The sequence below is a fragment of the Streptomyces sp. NPDC042102 genome, from assembly GCF_055582305.1.
Genome location: NZ_JBVJDL010000004.1, coordinates 549793 through 567667 on the forward strand (window position 1 = coordinate 549793; position 17875 = coordinate 567667).

General features: G+C 72.2%; 13 protein-coding genes. 8 read left to right on the forward strand and 5 right to left on the reverse strand.

Going from position 1 to position 17875, the window contains the following annotated elements; all coding sequences use genetic code 11:
• Positions 1-4 precede the first annotated feature (4 nt).
• From ACZ6KO_RS20575 to ACZ6KO_RS20590, 4 genes are all read left to right on the forward strand, one after another.
• Positions 5-1237, forward strand: a complete 1233-nt coding sequence (locus ACZ6KO_RS20575; RefSeq protein WP_469305422.1) for a sensor histidine kinase — start codon at positions 5-7, stop codon at positions 1235-1237.
• Entirely contained in the window at positions 1234-1902 is a 669-nt protein-coding gene (locus ACZ6KO_RS20580) for a response regulator (protein ID WP_469305423.1), read from the forward strand. The genes ACZ6KO_RS20575 and ACZ6KO_RS20580 overlap by 4 nt, the downstream gene beginning before the upstream one ends.
• A gap of 223 nt (positions 1903-2125) precedes the next feature.
• The gene (locus ACZ6KO_RS20585) at positions 2126-3094 is read left to right on the forward strand and encodes an alpha/beta hydrolase fold domain-containing protein (RefSeq protein ID WP_469305424.1); all 969 of its coding nucleotides are present in this window, start codon (positions 2126-2128) and stop codon (positions 3092-3094) included.
• Positions 3095-3199: 105 nt separating this feature from the next.
• A complete protein-coding gene (locus tag ACZ6KO_RS20590) occupies positions 3200-3901 on the forward strand; it encodes a YoaK family protein (RefSeq protein ID WP_469305425.1) in 702 nt (233 codons plus the stop codon).
• Between the two features lie 50 nt (positions 3902-3951).
• On the opposite strand, the gene ACZ6KO_RS20595 is transcribed toward ACZ6KO_RS20590, so the two are convergent.
• The gene (locus ACZ6KO_RS20595; protein WP_469305426.1) at positions 3952-4806 is read right to left on the reverse strand and encodes a DMT family transporter; all 855 of its coding nucleotides are present in this window, start codon (positions 4804-4806) and stop codon (positions 3952-3954) included.
• Positions 4807-4972: 166 nt separating this feature from the next.
• Between ACZ6KO_RS20595 and ACZ6KO_RS20600 the strand changes: the two genes are divergently transcribed.
• A complete protein-coding gene (locus ACZ6KO_RS20600; RefSeq protein WP_469305427.1) occupies positions 4973-6070 on the forward strand; it encodes an AI-2E family transporter in 1098 nt (365 codons plus the stop codon).
• Positions 6071-6091: 21 nt separating this feature from the next.
• On the opposite strand, the gene ACZ6KO_RS20605 is transcribed toward ACZ6KO_RS20600, so the two are convergent.
• A complete protein-coding gene (locus tag ACZ6KO_RS20605; RefSeq protein ID WP_469305428.1) occupies positions 6092-6727 on the reverse strand; it encodes a DUF3592 domain-containing protein in 636 nt (211 codons plus the stop codon).
• A 157-nt stretch (positions 6728-6884) separates the two neighbouring features.
• Between ACZ6KO_RS20605 and ACZ6KO_RS20610 the strand changes: the two genes are divergently transcribed.
• Positions 6885-7592, forward strand: coding sequence for a PH domain-containing protein (locus tag ACZ6KO_RS20610; protein ID WP_469305429.1), 708 nt, complete (start codon positions 6885-6887; stop codon positions 7590-7592).
• A gap of 99 nt (positions 7593-7691) precedes the next feature.
• Here the strand turns inward: ACZ6KO_RS20610 and ACZ6KO_RS20615 are convergent, their stop codons facing one another.
• Positions 7692-8090 carry a VOC family protein gene (locus tag ACZ6KO_RS20615; protein WP_153547069.1) on the reverse strand — a complete coding sequence of 133 codons (399 nt, stop codon included), beginning with the start codon at positions 8088-8090 and terminating at the stop codon, positions 7692-7694.
• A gap of 93 nt (positions 8091-8183) precedes the next feature.
• Between ACZ6KO_RS20615 and ACZ6KO_RS20620 the strand changes: the two genes are divergently transcribed.
• A complete protein-coding gene (locus tag ACZ6KO_RS20620) occupies positions 8184-9170 on the forward strand; it encodes a helix-turn-helix transcriptional regulator (protein ID WP_469305430.1) in 987 nt (328 codons plus the stop codon).
• A gap of 158 nt (positions 9171-9328) precedes the next feature.
• On the opposite strand, the gene ACZ6KO_RS20625 is transcribed toward ACZ6KO_RS20620, so the two are convergent.
• Both ACZ6KO_RS20625 and ACZ6KO_RS20630 read right to left on the reverse strand, forming a co-directional pair.
• Positions 9329-14362: an FG-GAP-like repeat-containing protein gene (locus ACZ6KO_RS20625; protein ID WP_469305431.1), complete on the reverse strand. Its 5034-nt coding sequence runs from the start codon at positions 14360-14362 to the stop codon at positions 9329-9331.
• Between the two features lie 329 nt (positions 14363-14691).
• Positions 14692-15420, reverse strand: coding sequence for a peptidoglycan recognition protein family protein (locus tag ACZ6KO_RS20630; RefSeq protein ID WP_469305432.1), 729 nt, complete (start codon positions 15418-15420; stop codon positions 14692-14694).
• A 362-nt stretch (positions 15421-15782) separates the two neighbouring features.
• Between ACZ6KO_RS20630 and ACZ6KO_RS20635 the strand changes: the two genes are divergently transcribed.
• Positions 15783-17858: a galactose-binding domain-containing protein gene (locus ACZ6KO_RS20635; protein WP_469305433.1), complete on the forward strand. Its 2076-nt coding sequence runs from the start codon at positions 15783-15785 to the stop codon at positions 17856-17858.
• Positions 17859-17875: the final 17 nt, after the last annotated feature.

Sequence of the window (17875 nt, forward strand, 5' to 3'; positions counted from 1 at the left end):
AACGATGGGCACGCGCGCCGAGAGGCTGACGTGGTCGCGCAACGACGCGCTGGTGGCGGTCGGGGCGGCCGCCGTGGACCTCACGGGCTTCGCCCTCGGCACCCAGTTCGAGGGCGTTCCCCTGGAAGTCGCGGCAGCCTTCCTCGTGGTGGCCTCGTCACTCGCCCTGCTGGCCCGTCGCCGTCACCCGGTGGTGACGCTCGCGGCGGTCCTGCTGCTGGGCGTCGTGGTGAACCTGAGCGCCCCGGTGCCCCCGCACTTCGGCCTCACCCCGACCGTCGCCCTCTACTCGGTCGCCGTGGCCTGCCGGATGCCCGTGCTGGTGGGGGCCGCCCTCGTGACGGCGCCACTGACCAGCCTGGGCCAGGGCGGACTGCCCTTCGACTCCGGCTTCGCGCTCCTCGCCAACACGGGCGCCACCCTGCTCGTCGTCACCGCCGGCCTGGTGGTCAGACGCTGGCAGCGGGAGGCCGCGGCCAAGCGGGTCCTGCTCGCGGAGCGGGCGGTGGCCGAGGAGCGCCGCCGCATCGCGCGGGAGCTGCACGACATCGTCGCCCACCACATCACCACCATGCAGCTCATGGCCGGCGGTGCCCGGGCCAACCTCGGCCACGACCCCGAGGCCGCCCGCGAGGCCCTGGTCACCCTGGAGGGCTCCGGCCGGCTGGCCCTCGGGGAGATGCGGCAACTGCTCGACGTGCTGCGGGCCGGCGAGGAACCGGAGACCGTACCGCCGGCCCCGCAGCCGGGGGCCGGGGACCTGGAGCGGATCGTCACGGAGTCCCGGCTCGCCGGGACGGACACCGAGTTCACCGTGAGCGGCCCGCCCCGACCGCTGCCGCCCACCGTCGGGCTGACGGTGTTCCGGGTCGTACAGGAGGCCCTGACCAACGCCCGGAAGCACGCCGGGAACGCGCCCGCCCGGGTCCGGCTGACGTACCGTCCGGACGAGGTCGCCGTGGAGGTCCGCAACGAGTGCCCCGGCGACGGCGACGGCCGGCGCACGCCCGCCCGGCACGGCGGGTACGGCCTGATCGGCATGCGGGAACGCGTCGCCCTGCACGGCGGCACCCTGGAGGCGGCACCCCGCGAGGACGGCGGCTTCCTGGTCGCGGCCCGCCTCCCCGTGCCGGCGGCCCCCGAACCCGCCGAGGACCCGCGGCAGCCGGTCCACGCGCCGGACCCGTCCCACCCGATCCACGCGCCTCACACGTCCCGAGAGGAACACCGCCGATGATCCGCGTGCTCATCGCCGACGACCAGCCGCTGGTACGGCGCGGCCTGGCCCTGATCCTGGCGCCCGACCCGGGGATCGAGGTGGTCGGCGAGGCCGCGGACGGAGCCGAGGCCGTGGCCCTGGCCCAACAGCTCCTCCCCGACGTGGTGGTCATGGACATCCGGATGCCCGTGCTCGACGGAGTGGCCGCCACCGGGCGACTGGCCGAGGTCCGGCCACGGTCCCGGGTCCTCGCGCTGAGCACCTTCGACATGGACGAGTACGTCGTCGCCGCCCTGCGTGCCGGCGCCTACGGCTTCCTGCCCAAGGACGTCTCACCCGAGGAGCTGATCGCGGCCGTCCGTACCGTCCACACCGGCGAGGCCGCCGTCGCACCGAGGCTGCTGACCCGGCTGATCTCGACCTACGTACGGTCGGCCCCGCGCGAGCCCCGGCCCGCCCCGACGACGCCCGCCGGACTCACCCCGCGCGAGGTGGAGATCTGGCGCCTGCTCGCCTGCGGCCTGGACAACGCCGGCATAGCCGCGGAACTGGACATCAGCGTCTCCACGGTCAAGAACCACATCACGGCCGTCTTCGGCAAGCTCGGCGTACGCGACCGGGCCCAGGCGGTGATCGCCGCGTACGAGACGGGGCTGGTGCAGGCCGAGCGACGGAGCCCTTGACCACCGGGCGCTCGAGCTCACCTCGGCTGCCCGGCCCCGGCGGACCGGACCGTCACCACGTCCAGGACGTCACGACCCCTGCCGCACACCCACCGCTGCCGCACACCCACTGCGCTGGTCCGTGACAGGGAGGGTCGCTCTGGCGATGTTACACGTGTAACATCGCGGCAACCTCAGCGCCGCGCGGCCGCGGCCGCACCGCCCCTTTCGAATCGAGGCGACGATGACCCAGACCCTTCCCCCCGGGCTCGACCTGAGCTGGCCGCCCCCGCCCTTCCGAGCGCCGGGCGCCGCGCGGACCGACCCGGCGGGGACCCGGTTCTTCGACGGGCTGACCTACGCCACCACGCCCGGATACCGGCCTCGCCTGCTCGACGTCCACGTGCCCGCCTCCGCCGAGGGCCCGGTGCCGGCCGTGGTCTGGATCCACGGCGGCGGCTGGCTGGACGGCGACCGCCGCTACCCGCCGCCGACCGTGCCCGTCGAGCTGCTGCACGACTCGGTGCTGCGCGCCGGACTCGCGCTGGTCGGCATCGACTACCGGCACAGCCTGGAAGCGCCGTTCCCGGCCCAGCTGCACGACGTGAAGGCCGCCATCCGTTACGTCCGCCACTTCGCCGGCGTCCTCGGCGTCGACCCGGACCGGATAGGGGTGTGGGGCGAGTCGGCCGGCGGCCACCTGGCCGCGCTCGCCGGGCTGGTCCGTCCGGACGGCGACCAGGGCATGGCCCTGGAGGGCACCGAGGGGGTGCCGGACGGCGACAGCGGCGTCGTGGCCGTCGTCGACTGGTACGGCGTCTCCGAGATCGCCCCGCTGCTCGCGCACCCCCTGCCGCCCGCCCCGCCCGGCACGGAGTTCCCGAACCCGTTCGAGGCGCTGCTCGGCGGCGCCCCCGAGGAGCGCGAGGGGCTCGCCCGCACCGCCAGCCCGGTCAGCTACGCGGGCCCCGCCGTCCCGCCGCCGTTCCTGCTGATCCACGGCACGGCGGACGGCCTGGTGCCCTACAGCCAGAGCGAGGTCCTGGCGAGCGCCCTGAAGGGCGCCGGCGGCGACGTCACCCTCCGTCCGGTCGACGGCGCGGACCACATCTTCCTCGGCGCCCCGGACGTCACCCCCATCGTCGCCGAGAGCGTCGCCTTCCTCGCCGGCCGGCTTCGCCAGGCTGATAGTTACACGCGTCAGCACGCATAGTCCGAGGCCGGCCGGTGCGCCGGACGGCCCCGGAACCATCACACCGGCGGCGCCTGACGCGTGTCGGCGGCTCCCGTCGGTGCCCGCGTGCCACGCTCGGGGCTCATGAGGGAACCCGGCCACCCGCTCACGCTCAGCATGGTCGTCCTGACCGCGTCGACCGGTCTGATCGAGGCGGTCAGCCTGCTGGCCCTGGGACCGGTGTTCACCGCGATGCAGACGGGGAACGTCCTGTTCCTCTCGTTCGGGGCCGCCGGTGCGCGCGGCCTGCCCGCGCTCTGCCCCGCCGTCTCCCTCCTCGCCTTCGCCGTCGGTGCGGTGTGCGGGGCGCGCGTGGAGGCCCGGTACGCGGCACGGGGCCGGCGGTGGGTCGTCCTCGGGCTGCTCGGCGAGGCGGTCCTGATCGCCGGCGCGGCCGCCGTCGGCTGGGGGCTGACCGCCCGGTTCGGGTCGCCCACGCCCCGGCACCTGGCGGTGACCGCCCTGCTGGCCTTCGCGATGGGCCTGCGCAACGTCACGGCCATGCGGGTCGGCGTACCCGGGGTGCCGACGACGCTGGTGACCCGTACCCTGACCGCGCTCGTGGGCTCGTTCCTCGGTCACGACACCACGTTCGGGCGCGGTGCGGCGGCCTGGGTGCCGCGCGCGGCCGCCCTGCTGGCGATGTTCACGGGCGGGCTGACCGGCGCGCTGCTGGTCGGGGCCGGCTGGACGGTGAACTGGCTGCTCGTCCCGCCGCTGGCGCTGGTCCTGCTGGTCGCCGCCGTCCGCCTCGCCTTCCCGGCCCTGGGCCCGCGCCCCGCGTGACGTCGCCGCCCGGCGGCCCCGGCGCGGTCCGCCGCGGACACCGGCGCCTGCTAGTGCGCCCCCGCTCCGCTCCGGGCCAGCGCGAACACCCCGGCCACGATCAGGGCCACGCCCAGCAGCTGCGGGGCCAGCCACCACCCCGCGCGCAGCCGTTCCTCGTACAGCAGGACGCCCAGCAGCAGGCTCACGCCCGCGTCGCCGAGGGTCAGTGCGGGCTGCGAGGCCACCAGCGGGCCGCCCTGCATGGCGTGTTCGAGCAGCAGCAGCGCGCAGATCCCGGCCGCCCCGAACGCGTACGTCTGCCAGCTCGTCAGGAACCCGCCGAGTCCCCGCTCGTCGAGGATGTGCATGGACGACTTCATCAGGGCCGCCGTGAGCGCGTAGCAGATGGCGGTGGCCGCGCCCAGGCACCCGGCGCGGGCCCGGCCGGGCGACCGCCGCAGCCCCGCGAGCGTCAGCGCCAGGACGGCTCCGGCGCACGCCGCGAGCGCCGGCACCCAGCGGTCCAGGGGTACGTGCGTACGGTTGCCCGTGGGCGAGGCGGCCACCAGCGCCACGCCCAGCCCGGCCACCACCCCCGCCACGGCCAGCCACAGGGCACCCGGCAGCCGTTGCCGCGTCAGCAGCGAGGCGATCAGCAGCGCGAGCGGCAGTTCGAGGACGAACAGCGGCTGGACGAGGGCCAGCGGCCCGGTGGCCAGCGCCACCGCCTGCCCCACCCCCGCGGCGATCACCGCGAGGATCCCGGCGAGCCAGACCGGCCGCCGCAGCAGATCGAGGACCAGCCCGGGGCGGAACCCCTCGGACTGCGGCACGGTCAGCGCGGCCCGCCGCTGGAGCACCGTGGCGAACGCGTTGCTGAGCGCGGCGAACAGCGCGCAGAGGACCGGCACGACGAAGCCCATGCGCCGATCCTCGGCCCCGGCCGACCACCCGGTCCGCCGGGGACCGGCACGCCCCGCGCCATTCGCCCGTACGGCCCCGCGCCCCGTGTCGTCCGGCCGGGCCCCGGTCGGGCGAAAGTCCGGCCGCGGGCGTGGCCGGGCGGCCGCCCGGTGGTACCTCGTGGGAATGCAGCCGCCCCCGGTGTCACCCCTCCTGCGCACGGCCGCGGCCTACACGTGGCGCCTGATCGTCGTGGCCGTCGGCGTGTACGGGGTCTTCGTCGTGCTGGGCCGGTTCCACGAGATCGGCGTGGCGCTCTTCCTCGGGCTGGTCGTCACGGCACTGGTGCGGCCGCTCACCGATGTGGTGGCGCGCGGGCTGCCGCGTCCGACGGCCGTGGCCGTCTCCCTGGTCGGCTCGATCGCGCTCGTCCTCGGGGTGCTGGCCCTGGTGGGCGAGGCGGTGGCGGGCGAGAGCACGACGCTGGCGCGGGAGTTCCGGGACGGCCTGGACCGCATCGAGCGGTGGCTGGAGCAGCCGCCGCTGCGGCTCAACCCGCAGGCGCTGACCGATCTGCAGGCCAGGCTCGGGCAGTGGCTCTCCAGCCACCGCTCCACGCTGGTCAGTACGGCGGTCAGCGGTGCGAGCCATCTGGTCGAGGTGCTGACGGTGCTGGCGCTGGCGCTGTTCTCCTCGGTGTTCTTCATCCACTCCGGCGACCGGATGTGGGCGTGGTTCTGCGACCAGTTGCCGCGCAGGGCGGCGCGCGGGCGCTGGGAGGTGGCGGGCCGTGCGGCGTGGCGGACGTTCACCGGCTACACGCACGGCATCGTGCTGGTCGCGGCGACGAACGCCGTGCTGGTCGGCATCGCCCTGTACGTCCTGGGCGTCCCGCTGGCCGTGCCGCTGGCCCTGCTGGAGTTCTTCGCGGCGTTCATCCCGCTGATCGGCTCGCCCGTGGCGCTGGCGGTGGCGGCGGTGGTCGCCCTGGCCTCGAAGGGACCGGTGATCGCGCTGATCGTCGTCGCGCTGATCGTGGTCATCGGGCAGATCGAGGGGCATCTGCTGCATCCGCTGGTGATGAGCTGGGCGGTACGGCTGCACCCGCTGGTCGTGGCGATCTCGGTGGTCGCGGGGGCGGTGGCGGCGGGCGTGGTCGGCGCGGTGGTCGCCGTACCGCTGGTGTCGGTGTGCTGGTCCGTCGTGACGGCGCTGCGCGAGGCCCGCCGGGCGGAGGCCGCCGCGACGCCGGACGCCCCGGACCCCGGCCCCGGCTCGACGTGAACCGGCGCCCCGGGACACGGACTACCGGCCCGGCGGCTCCGGGAAGCCGCTGGGCCAGTCGGTCGGGAACCCCGAGGGGAACGCGCCCGGCGGAGGCGTGGGGAAGCCCGAGGGGAATTCCGTGGGGAAGTCCGTGGGGAAACCGGTGGGCGGGCCCGAACGGCGGGGTTCCGCCGGCCACGTCGGCAGTCGCGGCGCGTCGTGGTCCCCGGCCCGGTCGGTGCCCGTCACGTACAGGACGGCGAAGGCGACGGCCCCGGCCGCCAGCAGTCCGCAGACGGTGCCCACCACACCCAGGGTGAGCGCCGTCCTCCCGCGACCGGGCGGCAGCGCGGTGGCCCGGTCCGGCCGGCCCTCGGGGTAGCGGACCGTCACGGCGTCGCCGGGCACGGTCGTGGCCGCCCCGCCCACCTCCTCGAACCGGTGCGTGCGCCCGTCGGGGGTGGTGAACTCGTACACGTGCCGGTGGGTACGGGAGGAGCCCGCCGACCCCTGGGCGCGGCGGGTGACGACGTATCCGCCCACGCACCGCCCCTCGGCCTCGATCCCACTGCTCCAGGCCGCCTCGACCCGCCGCACCCGGACGACCGTCCAGGTCATCACCAGGGCGCAGAAGACGAGGATCAGCGCGGGAACGATCAGCGGCAGAAGGATCATGATCAGACGATATGCCAGAGCCCGGACGCGTCCCACCGATTACCGGACAGGCCCGTCACCGCGTGCCCGGTGTGGGCGACAACTCCCTTTCTCCGCAAGAGGGTTGCTGCCTAGACTGGCGTTTCCGCAGGTGCTGGTCCGTGGAGCGGGGGACGACATGGGCGCAGGCGCGCTGCCGCGCGAGTACCGCATCAAGGCCGGTCGCATGACCGTGCTCTACCTCGCCGTCGGGCTGGGCACGCCCGCCGCGCTGCTGCCCGTATGGACCGGCGAGGACATCCCGGGCTGGGTGAAACTGCTGGTCACGGCGCTGCTGCTGGCCCTCTTCGGCTGGCTGCTGTTCGCCGCCAGGCGCTGCGCCACCTCCGTGGACCTGAAGGGCATCCGGGTGCGCGGGTTCATCGGGCAGCGCCGGCTGGCCTGGGCGGAGATCCAGGACATCCGGGCCGTCCCCAACCCGGCGGCGGCCATGCAGCAGAACGCGCCGGGCGTCATCACGTACGCCTACGGCCCCGCGGGCAGGCGCGTGCTGCTCATGTACGTCGACGACCTGCACGTCGCCGTCGAGCGCGAGGTCGAGCTGATCCGGGGTGCGTGGACGGAGCTGCGGGGCGCGGACTGGCGGCCGGACCCCGAGGCGGCACGGCGGATCGGCCGTCAGAACGCCCGGGACGGCGGGGCGTTGCTCGCCGTGTTCTGGGCGATCGGCGCGATGTTCGCGTTCCTGATCCTGTTCCTCGCGCTGCTGCTCAGCGGAACCGCCGACCTGCCGTCCTGGCCGCTGTTCGTGGTCCCGGTGGTGGTCTTCCTCGCGGTCTGGCTGGGTTCGTACCTGCGCAACCACGACAGCGACCGCGACCGCTAGGTGTATCCGACCTTGCCGGTGGTGCTCCTTGACTCGGCGGCCGCGTTCACCGGGAGCCCTGGGATCTCGGGGCCCCCGCGTGAGCGGTTGTGCGTGGCGTCAGCGTGCGAACTTTTCGATGGCCGCCGGGGTGACGGGGGTGAAGAAGTTGACGAGGTTGCCGTCGGGGTCGCGGAACAGCAGCGACCGGTTGCCCCAGGGCATCGTGGTCGGCTCGTTGACGAAGTCGGTGACGAAGCCGGTCAGGTTCTGGTGAACGCGGTCCACGTCGTCGACGAGGAACTCGGTGATGACGCTGTGGTTGTCCGCCGGGCGGGCAGAGCCCGGGGCGAACAGCGGGACCGTGCGGGTGCCGGCGATCGCGAGGGTGGCGCCCGCGGTCTTGAGTTCGGCGAAGTCCTCGGTGGCCCACGTCGCCCGCGCCCCGGTGGCTCGCTCGTAGAAGTCGACGAGGCGCGCGACGTCGCTGGTGATGATGCGGATCGAGACGAAGTCCATGGGAATCTCCTTGGCTGTGCTGGAGGCGTGCGCTTCGCAGGCTAGGAGAAATAGTGGACAGAATCGGTCCTGTATTCGCTCTAGGCTGGGAACATGCCTCGACCGACCCGCCGCGTGCTGACACTGCTGGAGCTGCTGCAGTCGGGCGGCACCCGGACTGTGGCCGAGCTCGCAGACCGGCTCGGCGTCGAAGGGCGCACTGTGCGGCGGTATGTGGACCAGCTGATCGACCTGGACGTGCCCGTGGAATCGGTGCGCGGCCGCTATGGCGGGTACCGGCTCGCCCCCGGGTACCGCTTGCCTCCGCTCATGCTCAGCGACGACGAGGCGCTGGCCGTGCTGCTCGGCCTGGCCGCCGGCAGCCGGGCAGGGTTGACGACGGAGCACACGGCGAACGAGACGGCGTCAGCGAAGATCCGGCGGGTGCTGCCCAAGCACATCGCCCGCCGACTCGACACACTCCTGGAATCCCTCGCCTTCACGGAACAGCCCGGAGAGTTCGACACCCCGGACGCCGGGGTCCTGCTCACCATCGCCGATGCGGTGCGCCACCGCCGACCGGTCTCGATCCGCTACACCGACCGCGACGGACGGCGCAGCGAACGCACACTGCACGCGTACGGGATCGTCACCCATTCGGGCCGGTGGTACGTCACGGGCACGGACCCCCAGGTCGGCGAGGACCGAACCTTCCGGCTCGATCGCATCGCGGACGCGAGGACCCTGCCCGGCTCATTCGAAGCGCCGGCGGGTCCCGGTCCGGCACAGCGGGTGTTGTCGGGGTTCGCCACGGCCGAGTACCAGCATGAGGTGACCTTGCGGATCCACGGGACGGTCGAGCAGATCCGCGCCCGTCTTCCCGCCAGCGTCGCGAATCTGGAGGAGTACGAGCCCGCGGCAGGCCAGGACCGGACGGCCGAGCGCTGGTTGCGCGTCGGGCTACGGGCCGAGCGGCTCGACTGGTTGCCTCCGGTTCTGGCCTCACTCGACCGGCCGTTCGTCATAGAGGGCCCCGATGAACTGCGCGACCTCGTCATCGCGCTCGCCGATCGCCTCGCGTCCCACGCCCGCCGAGCCTGACAGCGAGGAACCAATGTCAGGGGACGGCACAGCGGGCAACGGGCGGGAACGGCGAAGGCCCCGCACCGGGTCGCGGTGCGGGGCCGACTGTTGCCGGCTGGTGCCGGCGGCGGATCAGTTCCGCGGATCAGTTCCGCGGATCAGCTGCGCCGACGCGATCACCAGGTGCCGGGCAGGGTCTGCCAGCTCAGGAAGCCGTTCTCGAAGCCTCCGTCGGGGCGGCCCTTGAAGGTGAACGCTCCGGTCGCGCCGCTGTGGTAGTTGTACATGCTCAGGACGTCGTCGCGGCCGTCGCCGTCCGCGTCGCCCGAGACCGGGTAACCGGCGTTGGAGGCGTACCAGTTCTCGTCCGGGGTCTCCCAGCTGCGCACCGCGTCGCCGACGGTGCCGTCCGGCTTGGCGAGCAGGGTGGAGAGCGAGGCCTGCCCGTTGCCGTGGTCGTACATCAGCGCGGCGTCGGCGCGGCCGTCGCCGTTGTAGTCGCCGATCGTGAATTTGGTGCGCGGGTACTCCCACTGCTCCTTGGTCTGCGTCCACGACTTCACCGGGGCGGCGAAGCCGCCGCCCGCCTGGCCCTGGAAGGTGAACATCGCCACGCCGCCGGCCGAGTAGCCGTACAGCGCGAGGATGTCGTCGCGGCCGTCGCCGTTGGTGTCACCGGCCCGGAAGCTGGCGTTGAAGATCCACCAGTTGCCGGCGGCCACCTTCCAGCTGGCGACGGCCGAGTTGAAGGTGCCGTCGGGCTTGGAGGTCCAGGTGTGGGTGCCGGCCGATCCGTTGCCGTAGTCGTAGACCATGGCGATGTCGGAACGCTTGTCGCCGTTGAAGTCACCGGCCAGGAAGATGCCCTTGGACCAGTCGAAGTTGCCCACGGCGGCCGTCAGGCCCTTGACGGGCGTGAAGGTGCCGTTGGCGTTGGACAGGAACGACCACAGCGCGTTGCTGCCGTCGGCGTAGCCGAAGACGGCGCCGATGTCGTCACGGCCGTCACCGTTGAAGTCGCCGGTGACCCACTTGGAGCGGCTGTAGGCGAAGCTGCCCTTGCCGCTCGTCCACCGGGCCGTCGGCTCCTCGAAGCCGCCGTCGGGGCGGGCGTCGAGGACCCACAGGGCGGTGGTGTCGGCCCCGTAGTCGTAGACGGTGGCCAGGTCGGCGCGGCCGTCACCGTTGAAGTCGCCCGACAGGTCGGTGCGCTGGTTCGCGGTGCGGTCGTCGGCCTTGTGCTCGACGGTGGAGCCCGTCGTGCGGTTGTGCCGGATGTAGCCGTTCTGGAAGTCCTCCCGGGGTCCGCCGGCGACCTCGTACTCGTCGGACGTCGGGTAGCCCAGGGCGCTCTTCTCACCGCCGAGCTCGATCCACTTCTTACGGATCGACCCGAACACCGACCAGGCGCCCTTGGCCTTGGTCCAGTAGATCGAGCCGGTGGCGGCGGTGTCGGAGCGCTTGCGGAAGTGGTTGAAGCGGCCCACGTTGTCGGCGACGTTGGTCTCGTCGGTCACCGGGTAGCCCAGGTAGCTCGCCGGGCCGCCGAGGGCGGTGTACTTGTCGTACACGCCGCCGTGCACCGACCAAGCGCTGGTCTCCGGCGACCAGTAGATGCCGCCCTTGCCGCCAACGGGCGAGTAGAACGTGGAGAAGCGGCCGACGCCGTCGAAGGTCGGGGTCTCGTCGGAGGTCGGGTACCCGATGATGCCCTTCTCCGCGCCCAGCGCCATCCACTTGGCGCGGATGCCGCCCCACACCACCCAGGCCCCGCTGCTCGGGTGCCAGTAGATGGAGCCGTTGTCGCTGGTCTGGCCTTCACCGCGCAGGTGGACGAACCGGCCCACGCCGTCACTGGTGACCTGGATGTCGGAGGACGGCTTCCCCAGGGCCGTGCCGCCCTTGGCCAGGAACTTGGCCAGGATCGGACCGCACAGGGAGTGCTTCTTGTTGGCGGCCGCCGCGGAGGTGAACTCCTGGCACTCGGACCAGGAGGTGCCGCCGAGCACGAGCTGGCGGCCGGCGCCGAACGCCGAGCCGGCGACCGGGGCCCGGCCGGGGAACTCGGTGATCCGGCCGTCGCCGTCACGCGCGTACAGGTCGGCGAAGCCGTCGGCCTCGAAGTCGCCGTTGGTCGTCAGGTTCGGGTACGCCGCGCCGGTGAAGCCGGTGCCGATGGACGTGGCCCGCGCCGCCGGGTCGGCGTACACGGTCAGGTCGGCGACGGTGGGAGAGGTCGCGTCGGCGGTCTTGCGGCTGGTGTACTGGTGGATCTTGCCGGAGACGGTGTCCCGGGCCCAGATCTCCGGCAGGCCGTCGCCGTTGAGGTCGCCGGGCGCCAGGAGCGTCATGTTCTTCCAGTCGGCGTTGCCGAGCAGGATGGGCTCGTTGATGGCGTCCAGGTAGCCCACCGGCGAGCCGAGGTACAGCCAGAGCTGGTCACCGGACTTCACCAGGAGGTCGGGATTGTCGGCGTCGGTGATCTCCGGCTTGTCGTCGTCGTTGTTGACGCTGCCGATGGAGAGCACCTGGTCGGCCTGGGACCAGTGGTCGTCGACCTCGGGGTTGCCGACCTGGAGCTCCAGGCGGTCGCTCTGGTCGTCGAGCAGGCTGCCGTCACCCCGGTTGGGGTAGACGTACAGCTTCTTGCGTTCGGCGTCGTCGAAGGCCGGCCGCAGGGTGACCAGGTCCTCGTAGAAGTCCTCGTTCCAGCTGCCGCGGTGGGTCAGCGAGGTGACGTTGGCGAAGGAGTCGGCGTCGTCGAGGCGGCGCGAGACGTCGAAGCCGCCGTCGCCCTTGCCGGGGTGCATCCACAGCTTGCCGGAACCGGGGTCGACGCTCCACATGTCCACGTGGCCGTCGCCATTGAGGTCGCCCGGCTTGTCACGGGTGGGCCGGCGCTTGGTGTAGAAGAGGTACTCCTTGATCTCCGACTGGTTGCCGGAGGGGTCGAAGCTGCGCACGAACAGACGCTGCGGCCCGGTCGTGTTGGCCTTGTAGGAGACCTCGACGGAGCCGCCCGGGGTGGTGGTGCGCACCTCCTGCACCTTGGGCTCGGTGTCGGTCCACCAGCGGTAGCCGGCGACGTCCTTCACCGTGTTGGCGCCGAAGACGAACTTGCCGGTGGTGCCGGCGACCGCCATCTTCGCCGGGTCGTCCACGCTCTCGAGGAAGACGGGCGACGACACGGTCGGCCGCTGGTCGGGCCTGGTGCGGTCCATGGTGAACTGGCACTGGCCGGCCCAGGGACCGGGCGCGGCGATCTTGTCGCTGGTGCGTACGTCCCACTTGTAGGTGCCGTCGAGGTTGCCGGCCGGGATCCGCAGCTCGGCGATGTTGCCGTTGGCGGCCTTCACCTCGGTCTTGACCGGGGCGGCGCCGTCCTTCCAGTAGTGGAACTCGGCGTAGAGGGTGTTGTCCTCCTTGTCCGTGACCCGGGCGCGCAGGACGACGTAGTCGGTGGTGCCGATCACGCCACCGGTGCAGGGCACGGACGGGTCCGTGGAGCGGTCCTTGGGCGCCGGCGGAGGCGTGTTGAACTTGATCGAGATCCGGGCGCTGTTGGGGTCGAGCTTGCGCCAGGAGACGTCGACGGTGTCCTTGGCGGCCTTGAGGCCGAAGGTCCAGGTGCCCCAGTGCTTCTTGGCGGCGTCCGCGACGGCCGACTTCACGTTGAGCTCGATGAGGTCGCCGTCGCCGGGGCAGTTGCGCCCGCCGTAGGACTGGCCGGTGGCGTCCACCATCCGCGCCCAGCCGGGCTGGCTGTTCCAGGTGGTGGACTTGGAGATGGTGCCGGTGTCCCAGACCTGGATGTCACCGGACTTGCAGCTCCAGGAGCCCGCCGACTTCTGCTTGATGCGGAGGGTGGACTCCAGGATCTGCTTGTCCCAGTACTCCTTCATGCCGACCTGGAAGAAGGTCTTGGCACAGACGACCTGGTTGCCGTTGGAGGCGTCCTTGGCGCAGCCGACGCGGGCGTCCTTGCTGAGCGTGCCGCCGTTCCAGTAGTTCGTACTGGCCGACGAGGGGAAGGCGTTGTGCTTGTAGGCGATCGTCCACGCCGTCTTCCAGGCGTCCCAGGTCGGGTCGATGACCACGGGGTACGTGGTGTCGGGCGCCGTGAGCAGGCTCTTGTCGGGCGTCAGGGTGAGCTTCTCGCCCGCCAGCTTCACGCCGAGGTCGGCCTGCTTGGTGCCGTCGGTGATGCCGTCGACGGGAGCCGCGGGGGCGGGAGTCGCGGGGGCGGCGGCGGGGGCCGTCGCGGGCGCCTCGGCCGCGGCGCTGTCCGAGGGCGCCGACCGCAGGGACTTGGCGGCGGGGGCGGAAGCGGCCGGCGCCTTGGCGGCGGGGGCGGGGGCGGAAGCGGCCGGCGCCTTGGCGGCGGGGGCGGGGGCGGAAGCGGCCGGCGCCTTGGCGGCGGGGTCCTTCGCGGCCTGGGCCTTCTCGCCGCTCGCGTCCCACATCTGGGGCTTGGCGGAGCCGAACACGGTCTGCCCGGCCGGGTCGACGGCGCGCAGCTGGCCGTCGGCCTCGGCGCGTATGTCGAGCCCCTGGGCCTTGAGGCCGAAGTCGATGCGGGCGAGCGCGGGGTTGGCCGCGGCCTCGCGCGTCTTGACGACCAGCGCGTGGGCGAAGCTGTCGACCTGCGCGGTGACCCTCAGGTCCACTCCGGGCAGCACCTCGCGGTACAGGGCGCTGTTGCCCTCGACCACGGGCGCGGGGAGCGGCTTCGGCCAGGACAGTGAAACGTTCCTGCCGTTCTTCGACATGACGGCGAGAGGGGCGTCACCGCCGCCGGAAAAGGCCAGCCCGATGTCCGTCGCCTTCGGCGAGAGGGTTCCGTTCTTCGCCTTTTCGAGGGTGGTGTCCACCGGAATCAGGCTGCCGCCCCGGCGTACCCGTACGGGCACCAGAGCGCGTTCCGCCGTCATGGTTCCGTCAGGATTGGCCCACACCTCCTCCATCTCGGTGCGCTGGCCGACGACCTCGACCGGCTTGCCGGTCCGCTTCGCCTCGGCCGAGGCCTTGATTGCCTCGTTCGCGGGGGACGCGGCTTCCTTACCGGGGGTATTCCCGTTGGACCCGGCCGCCAGGGCCACGGGGGCGGTCCCGATCAGGCCGGCGGTCAGCACCAGACTGGTGACCAGGGCCGATGCCCTCCAGCGGGGCGGCGGAGCAGTGGCGCGCAGGCGCGCCAGCGGTGGTCTCACGAATGTTCCTCGGGAGTCGGCCCGCGTCCATGGAGAGCACTTCCGGCACGCGGGTGTCTTTTCGGTCGGCTGAGCCTCTCACAGCAATCCGGCCATTCCCCGAAATCGGAATTCGCAATTCCGTATCACCGTATACCTATGTCCCGTTTTCCGGCTGTCTGTACGGTGAAATCACTGAACCCCAACGGCGTTTCTGAAAGCCGTTCGGCAGCGTGTATCTTCGATTCGCGCACGAGCCGTTATGGGATTCTTTTGCGTCGCCGCTGTCGATCCGCCGGTGACGCGCGCCGCCCTTCCGGGAAACGCCCCGGAAGGGCCTTCGGACATCCCTACGCGCCGGGCAGCACGCCGTTCGGCAGGTACTCCGGCAGCGGCGTCGGCCGGTTGCGGTCCAGGGCGTCGCGGACCATGTCCCACAGCGGGTCCGACGCGGTGGTGCCCAGGCGGGCCGCCACGTCCTTGCGCAGGGTGGGCAGCAGGGCGTAGAGGCGATCGCCGGGGCAGGCGGTCTGGTTGAAGTCGCGGTGGCCGTAGATCTCCGACGGGGGCAGGCCGTACTGGCGGCAGATGTGGGCGCACAGGTCGGCCAGCGCGGCGTACTGCGCGGCCGGCGGCTCCTCGGTGCTGTACGTGCCCTCGTTCTCGATGCCGATCGAGACGTTGTTCTGGCCGATGCAGTGCGCGGAGCGGACCTGATGGCCACCGGTACGCAGTTCGGCCAGGCTGTTGTGGCGCCCTTCCATGACGAAGGCGCCGCGGCTGACCGTGAAGTGCTGGCCGGTGTCGATCCAGCCCTGGGCGTCCATGTGGAACGTCTGGATCGCGCGGGCGAGGGCGTGGGCGCGCTTCTGGGAGTAGTCCGTGACGTTCGCCGTCGCCGTGTGGTGCACGACGATCCGCCGCGGGGGTGTGGCGAGGACGACGACGGGCTCGGACGGCTGCCGGGCGCCCCACGTCTCGCAGGCGGCGATCTGCGGGCCGGTGCGGGCCCGGGCGGAGCCGGCCCCGGCGAGCGGCAGCGCGGCTCCCGCGGCGAGGGCGAGGGTACCGGCGACCACCCCCCGCCGTGTGAGCAGAGGGGACTGCGGGGCTGGTGGGGTCTGCGGCCGCGCGTACGACGTCATGAAGTGACCGTTTCCGTTGGGAGGGGGACGCCCATTGAACGAGGCGGACGGCCCGCGGGGCACGCAGACGCTCCGAGGGGGCGGCCAGGCAGACCACTTCGGGGGACACCCCCGGATCCGTCCGGCGGGCGCCGACGGGGCATCCGGATCCGACGGGGCATCAGGTCATCCGTCCCGGACTCTTGACTGTGTTACCGCGAGTAGGGATCCTCGTCGCAATATTCGCGCGGGACATGACAATCAAGCCACCGCTCCGGGTCCTCGACCGCGCCGTCCGCCGACCGAAGACATGAGTGATGACCGTGACCCGACCCGCACACCCGCATCCGTACGGCAGGCGCAGGCAACTCGCCGTCCTGTCGCTGCTCTTCGCCCTCGTGGCCCTCACCCTGGGCCCGACGCCCGGCGCCGCCGCCGACCCCGGCTGGTGGAACCCGCCCGCGCGGCCCGCGACGGACTCCCAGATCAACGTCACCGGTGAGCCGTTCAAGGGCACCGACGCCCAGGGACGGGTCCGCGGCTTCGTCGACGCCCACGACCACATCATGTCCAACGAGGCCTTCGGCGGCCGCCTGATCTGCGGCAAGGCGTTCTCCGAGCAGGGCATCGCCGACGCCCTCAAGGACTGTCCCGAGCACTACCCGGACGGCTCGCTGGCGATCTTCGACTTCATCACCAAGGGCGGTGACGGCAAGCACGACCCGGACGGCTGGCCGACGTTCAAGGACTGGCCCGCCCACGACTCGCTGACGCACCAGCAGAACTACTACGCCTGGATCGAGCGGGCCTGGCGCGGCGGCCAGCGGGTCCTCGTCAACGACCTCGTCACCAACGGGGTGATCTGCTCGGTCTACTTCTTCAAGGACCGCAGCTGCGACGAGATGACCTCCATCCGTCTGCAGGCGCAGAAGACCTACGAGATGCAGGCCTACATCGACAAGATCTACGGCGGCCCGGGCAAGGGCTTCTTCCGGATCGTCACCGACTCCGCGCAGGCCCGGCAGGTCATCGAGCAGGGCAAACTCGCCGTGGTCCTGGGCGTGGAGACCTCCGAGCCCTTCGGCTGCAAGCAGATCCTCGACATCGCGCAGTGCAGCAGGGCCGACATCGACCGCGGTCTCGACGAGCTGTACAACCTCGGCGTGCGCAGCATGTTCCTGTGCCACAAGTTCGACAACGCCCTGTGCGGGGTCCGCTTCGACAGCGGCGCCCTCGGCACGGCGATCAACGTGGGCCAGTTCCTGTCGACCGGCACCTTCTGGAAGACGGAGGTCTGCGCCGGCCCGCAGGCCGACAACCCGATCGGCCTCGCGGCGGCGCCGCAGGCCCAGCAGCACCTGCCGGCGGGCGTGAGCGTCCCGTCGTACGCCGCCGACGCGCGGTGCAACACGCGCGGTCTCACCGAACTCGGCGAGTACGCCGTACGCGGCATGATGAAACGCAAGATGATGCTCGAGATCGACCACATGAGCGTCAAGGCCGCCGGCCGGGCCTTCGACATCATGGAGTCGGAGTCGTACCCGGGCGTGCTCTCCTCGCACAGCTGGATGGACCACGACTGGACCGAGCGGCTCTACAAGCTCGGCGGGTTCGCCGCCCAGTACATGAACGGCGCCGAGGCGTTCAGCGCGGAGGCCAAGCGCACGGACGCGCTGCGCGAGAAGTACGACGTCGGCTACGGCTACGGCACCGACATGAACGGGGTCGGCGGCTGGCCCGGCCCGCGCGGCGCCGACGCCCCGAACCCGGTGAAGTACCCCTTCCGCAGCGTCGACGGCGGCTCCGTCATCGACCGGCAGACCACCGGGCAGCGCACCTGGGACCTCAACACCGACGGCGCCTCGCACTACGGCCTGGTGCCGGACTGGATCGAGGACGTCCGGCAGGTCGGCGGCCAGGGAGTGGTGGACGACCTGTTCCGGGGCGCGGAGTCCTACCTGCGGACCTGGGGCTCCTCCGAGAAGCACAAGGCCGGCGTGAACCTGGCGGCGGGCGCGGCCGCGTCGGCCAGCTCGGCGGAGTGGAACCCCTTCGTCAGCTACGCGCCCGGCCGGGCCGTGGACGGCGACACCGGCACCCGCTGGGCGAGCGACTGGAGCGACGACCAGTGGCTCCAGCTCGACCTCGGGTCGCCGCAGCTGGTCAAGCGGGTCACCCTCGACTGGGAGCGCGCGTACGGCAAGGGCTACCGCGTGGAGGTGTCCTCCGACGGCTCGACCTGGCGGACCGCGTGGTCCACGACCGCCGGTGACGGCGGTCTGGACACGGCACGCTTCGCCGGTGTCCCGGCCCGCTACGTCCGCGTCCACGGACTGCAACGCGGCACCCAGTGGGGCTACTCGCTGCACGAGGTCGGCGTCTACAGCAGCTGACCGGCCACGCACCACTG

Excerpts from the sequence above, each read along its gene's own strand:
- ACZ6KO_RS20575 (WP_469305422.1), top strand. The coding sequence starts at position 5 with ATGGGCACGCGCGCCGAGAGGCTGACGTGGTCGCGCAACGACGCGCTG.
- ACZ6KO_RS20580 (WP_469305423.1), top strand. The coding sequence starts at position 1,234 with ATGATCCGCGTGCTCATCGCCGACGACCAGCCGCTGGTACGGCGCGGC.
- ACZ6KO_RS20585 (WP_469305424.1), top strand. The coding sequence starts at position 2,126 with ATGACCCAGACCCTTCCCCCCGGGCTCGACCTGAGCTGGCCGCCCCCG.
- ACZ6KO_RS20590 (WP_469305425.1), top strand. The coding sequence starts at position 3,200 with ATGAGGGAACCCGGCCACCCGCTCACGCTCAGCATGGTCGTCCTGACC.
- ACZ6KO_RS20595 (WP_469305426.1), bottom strand. The coding sequence starts at position 4,806 with ATGGGCTTCGTCGTGCCGGTCCTCTGCGCGCTGTTCGCCGCGCTCAGC.
- ACZ6KO_RS20600 (WP_469305427.1), top strand. The coding sequence starts at position 4,973 with ATGCAGCCGCCCCCGGTGTCACCCCTCCTGCGCACGGCCGCGGCCTAC.
- ACZ6KO_RS20605 (WP_469305428.1), bottom strand. The coding sequence starts at position 6,727 with ATGATCCTTCTGCCGCTGATCGTTCCCGCGCTGATCCTCGTCTTCTGC.
- ACZ6KO_RS20610 (WP_469305429.1), top strand. The coding sequence starts at position 6,885 with ATGGGCGCAGGCGCGCTGCCGCGCGAGTACCGCATCAAGGCCGGTCGC.
- ACZ6KO_RS20615 (WP_153547069.1), bottom strand. The coding sequence starts at position 8,090 with ATGGACTTCGTCTCGATCCGCATCATCACCAGCGACGTCGCGCGCCTC.
- ACZ6KO_RS20620 (WP_469305430.1), top strand. The coding sequence starts at position 8,184 with ATGCCTCGACCGACCCGCCGCGTGCTGACACTGCTGGAGCTGCTGCAG.
- ACZ6KO_RS20635 (WP_469305433.1), top strand. The coding sequence starts at position 15,783 with ATGACCGTGACCCGACCCGCACACCCGCATCCGTACGGCAGGCGCAGG.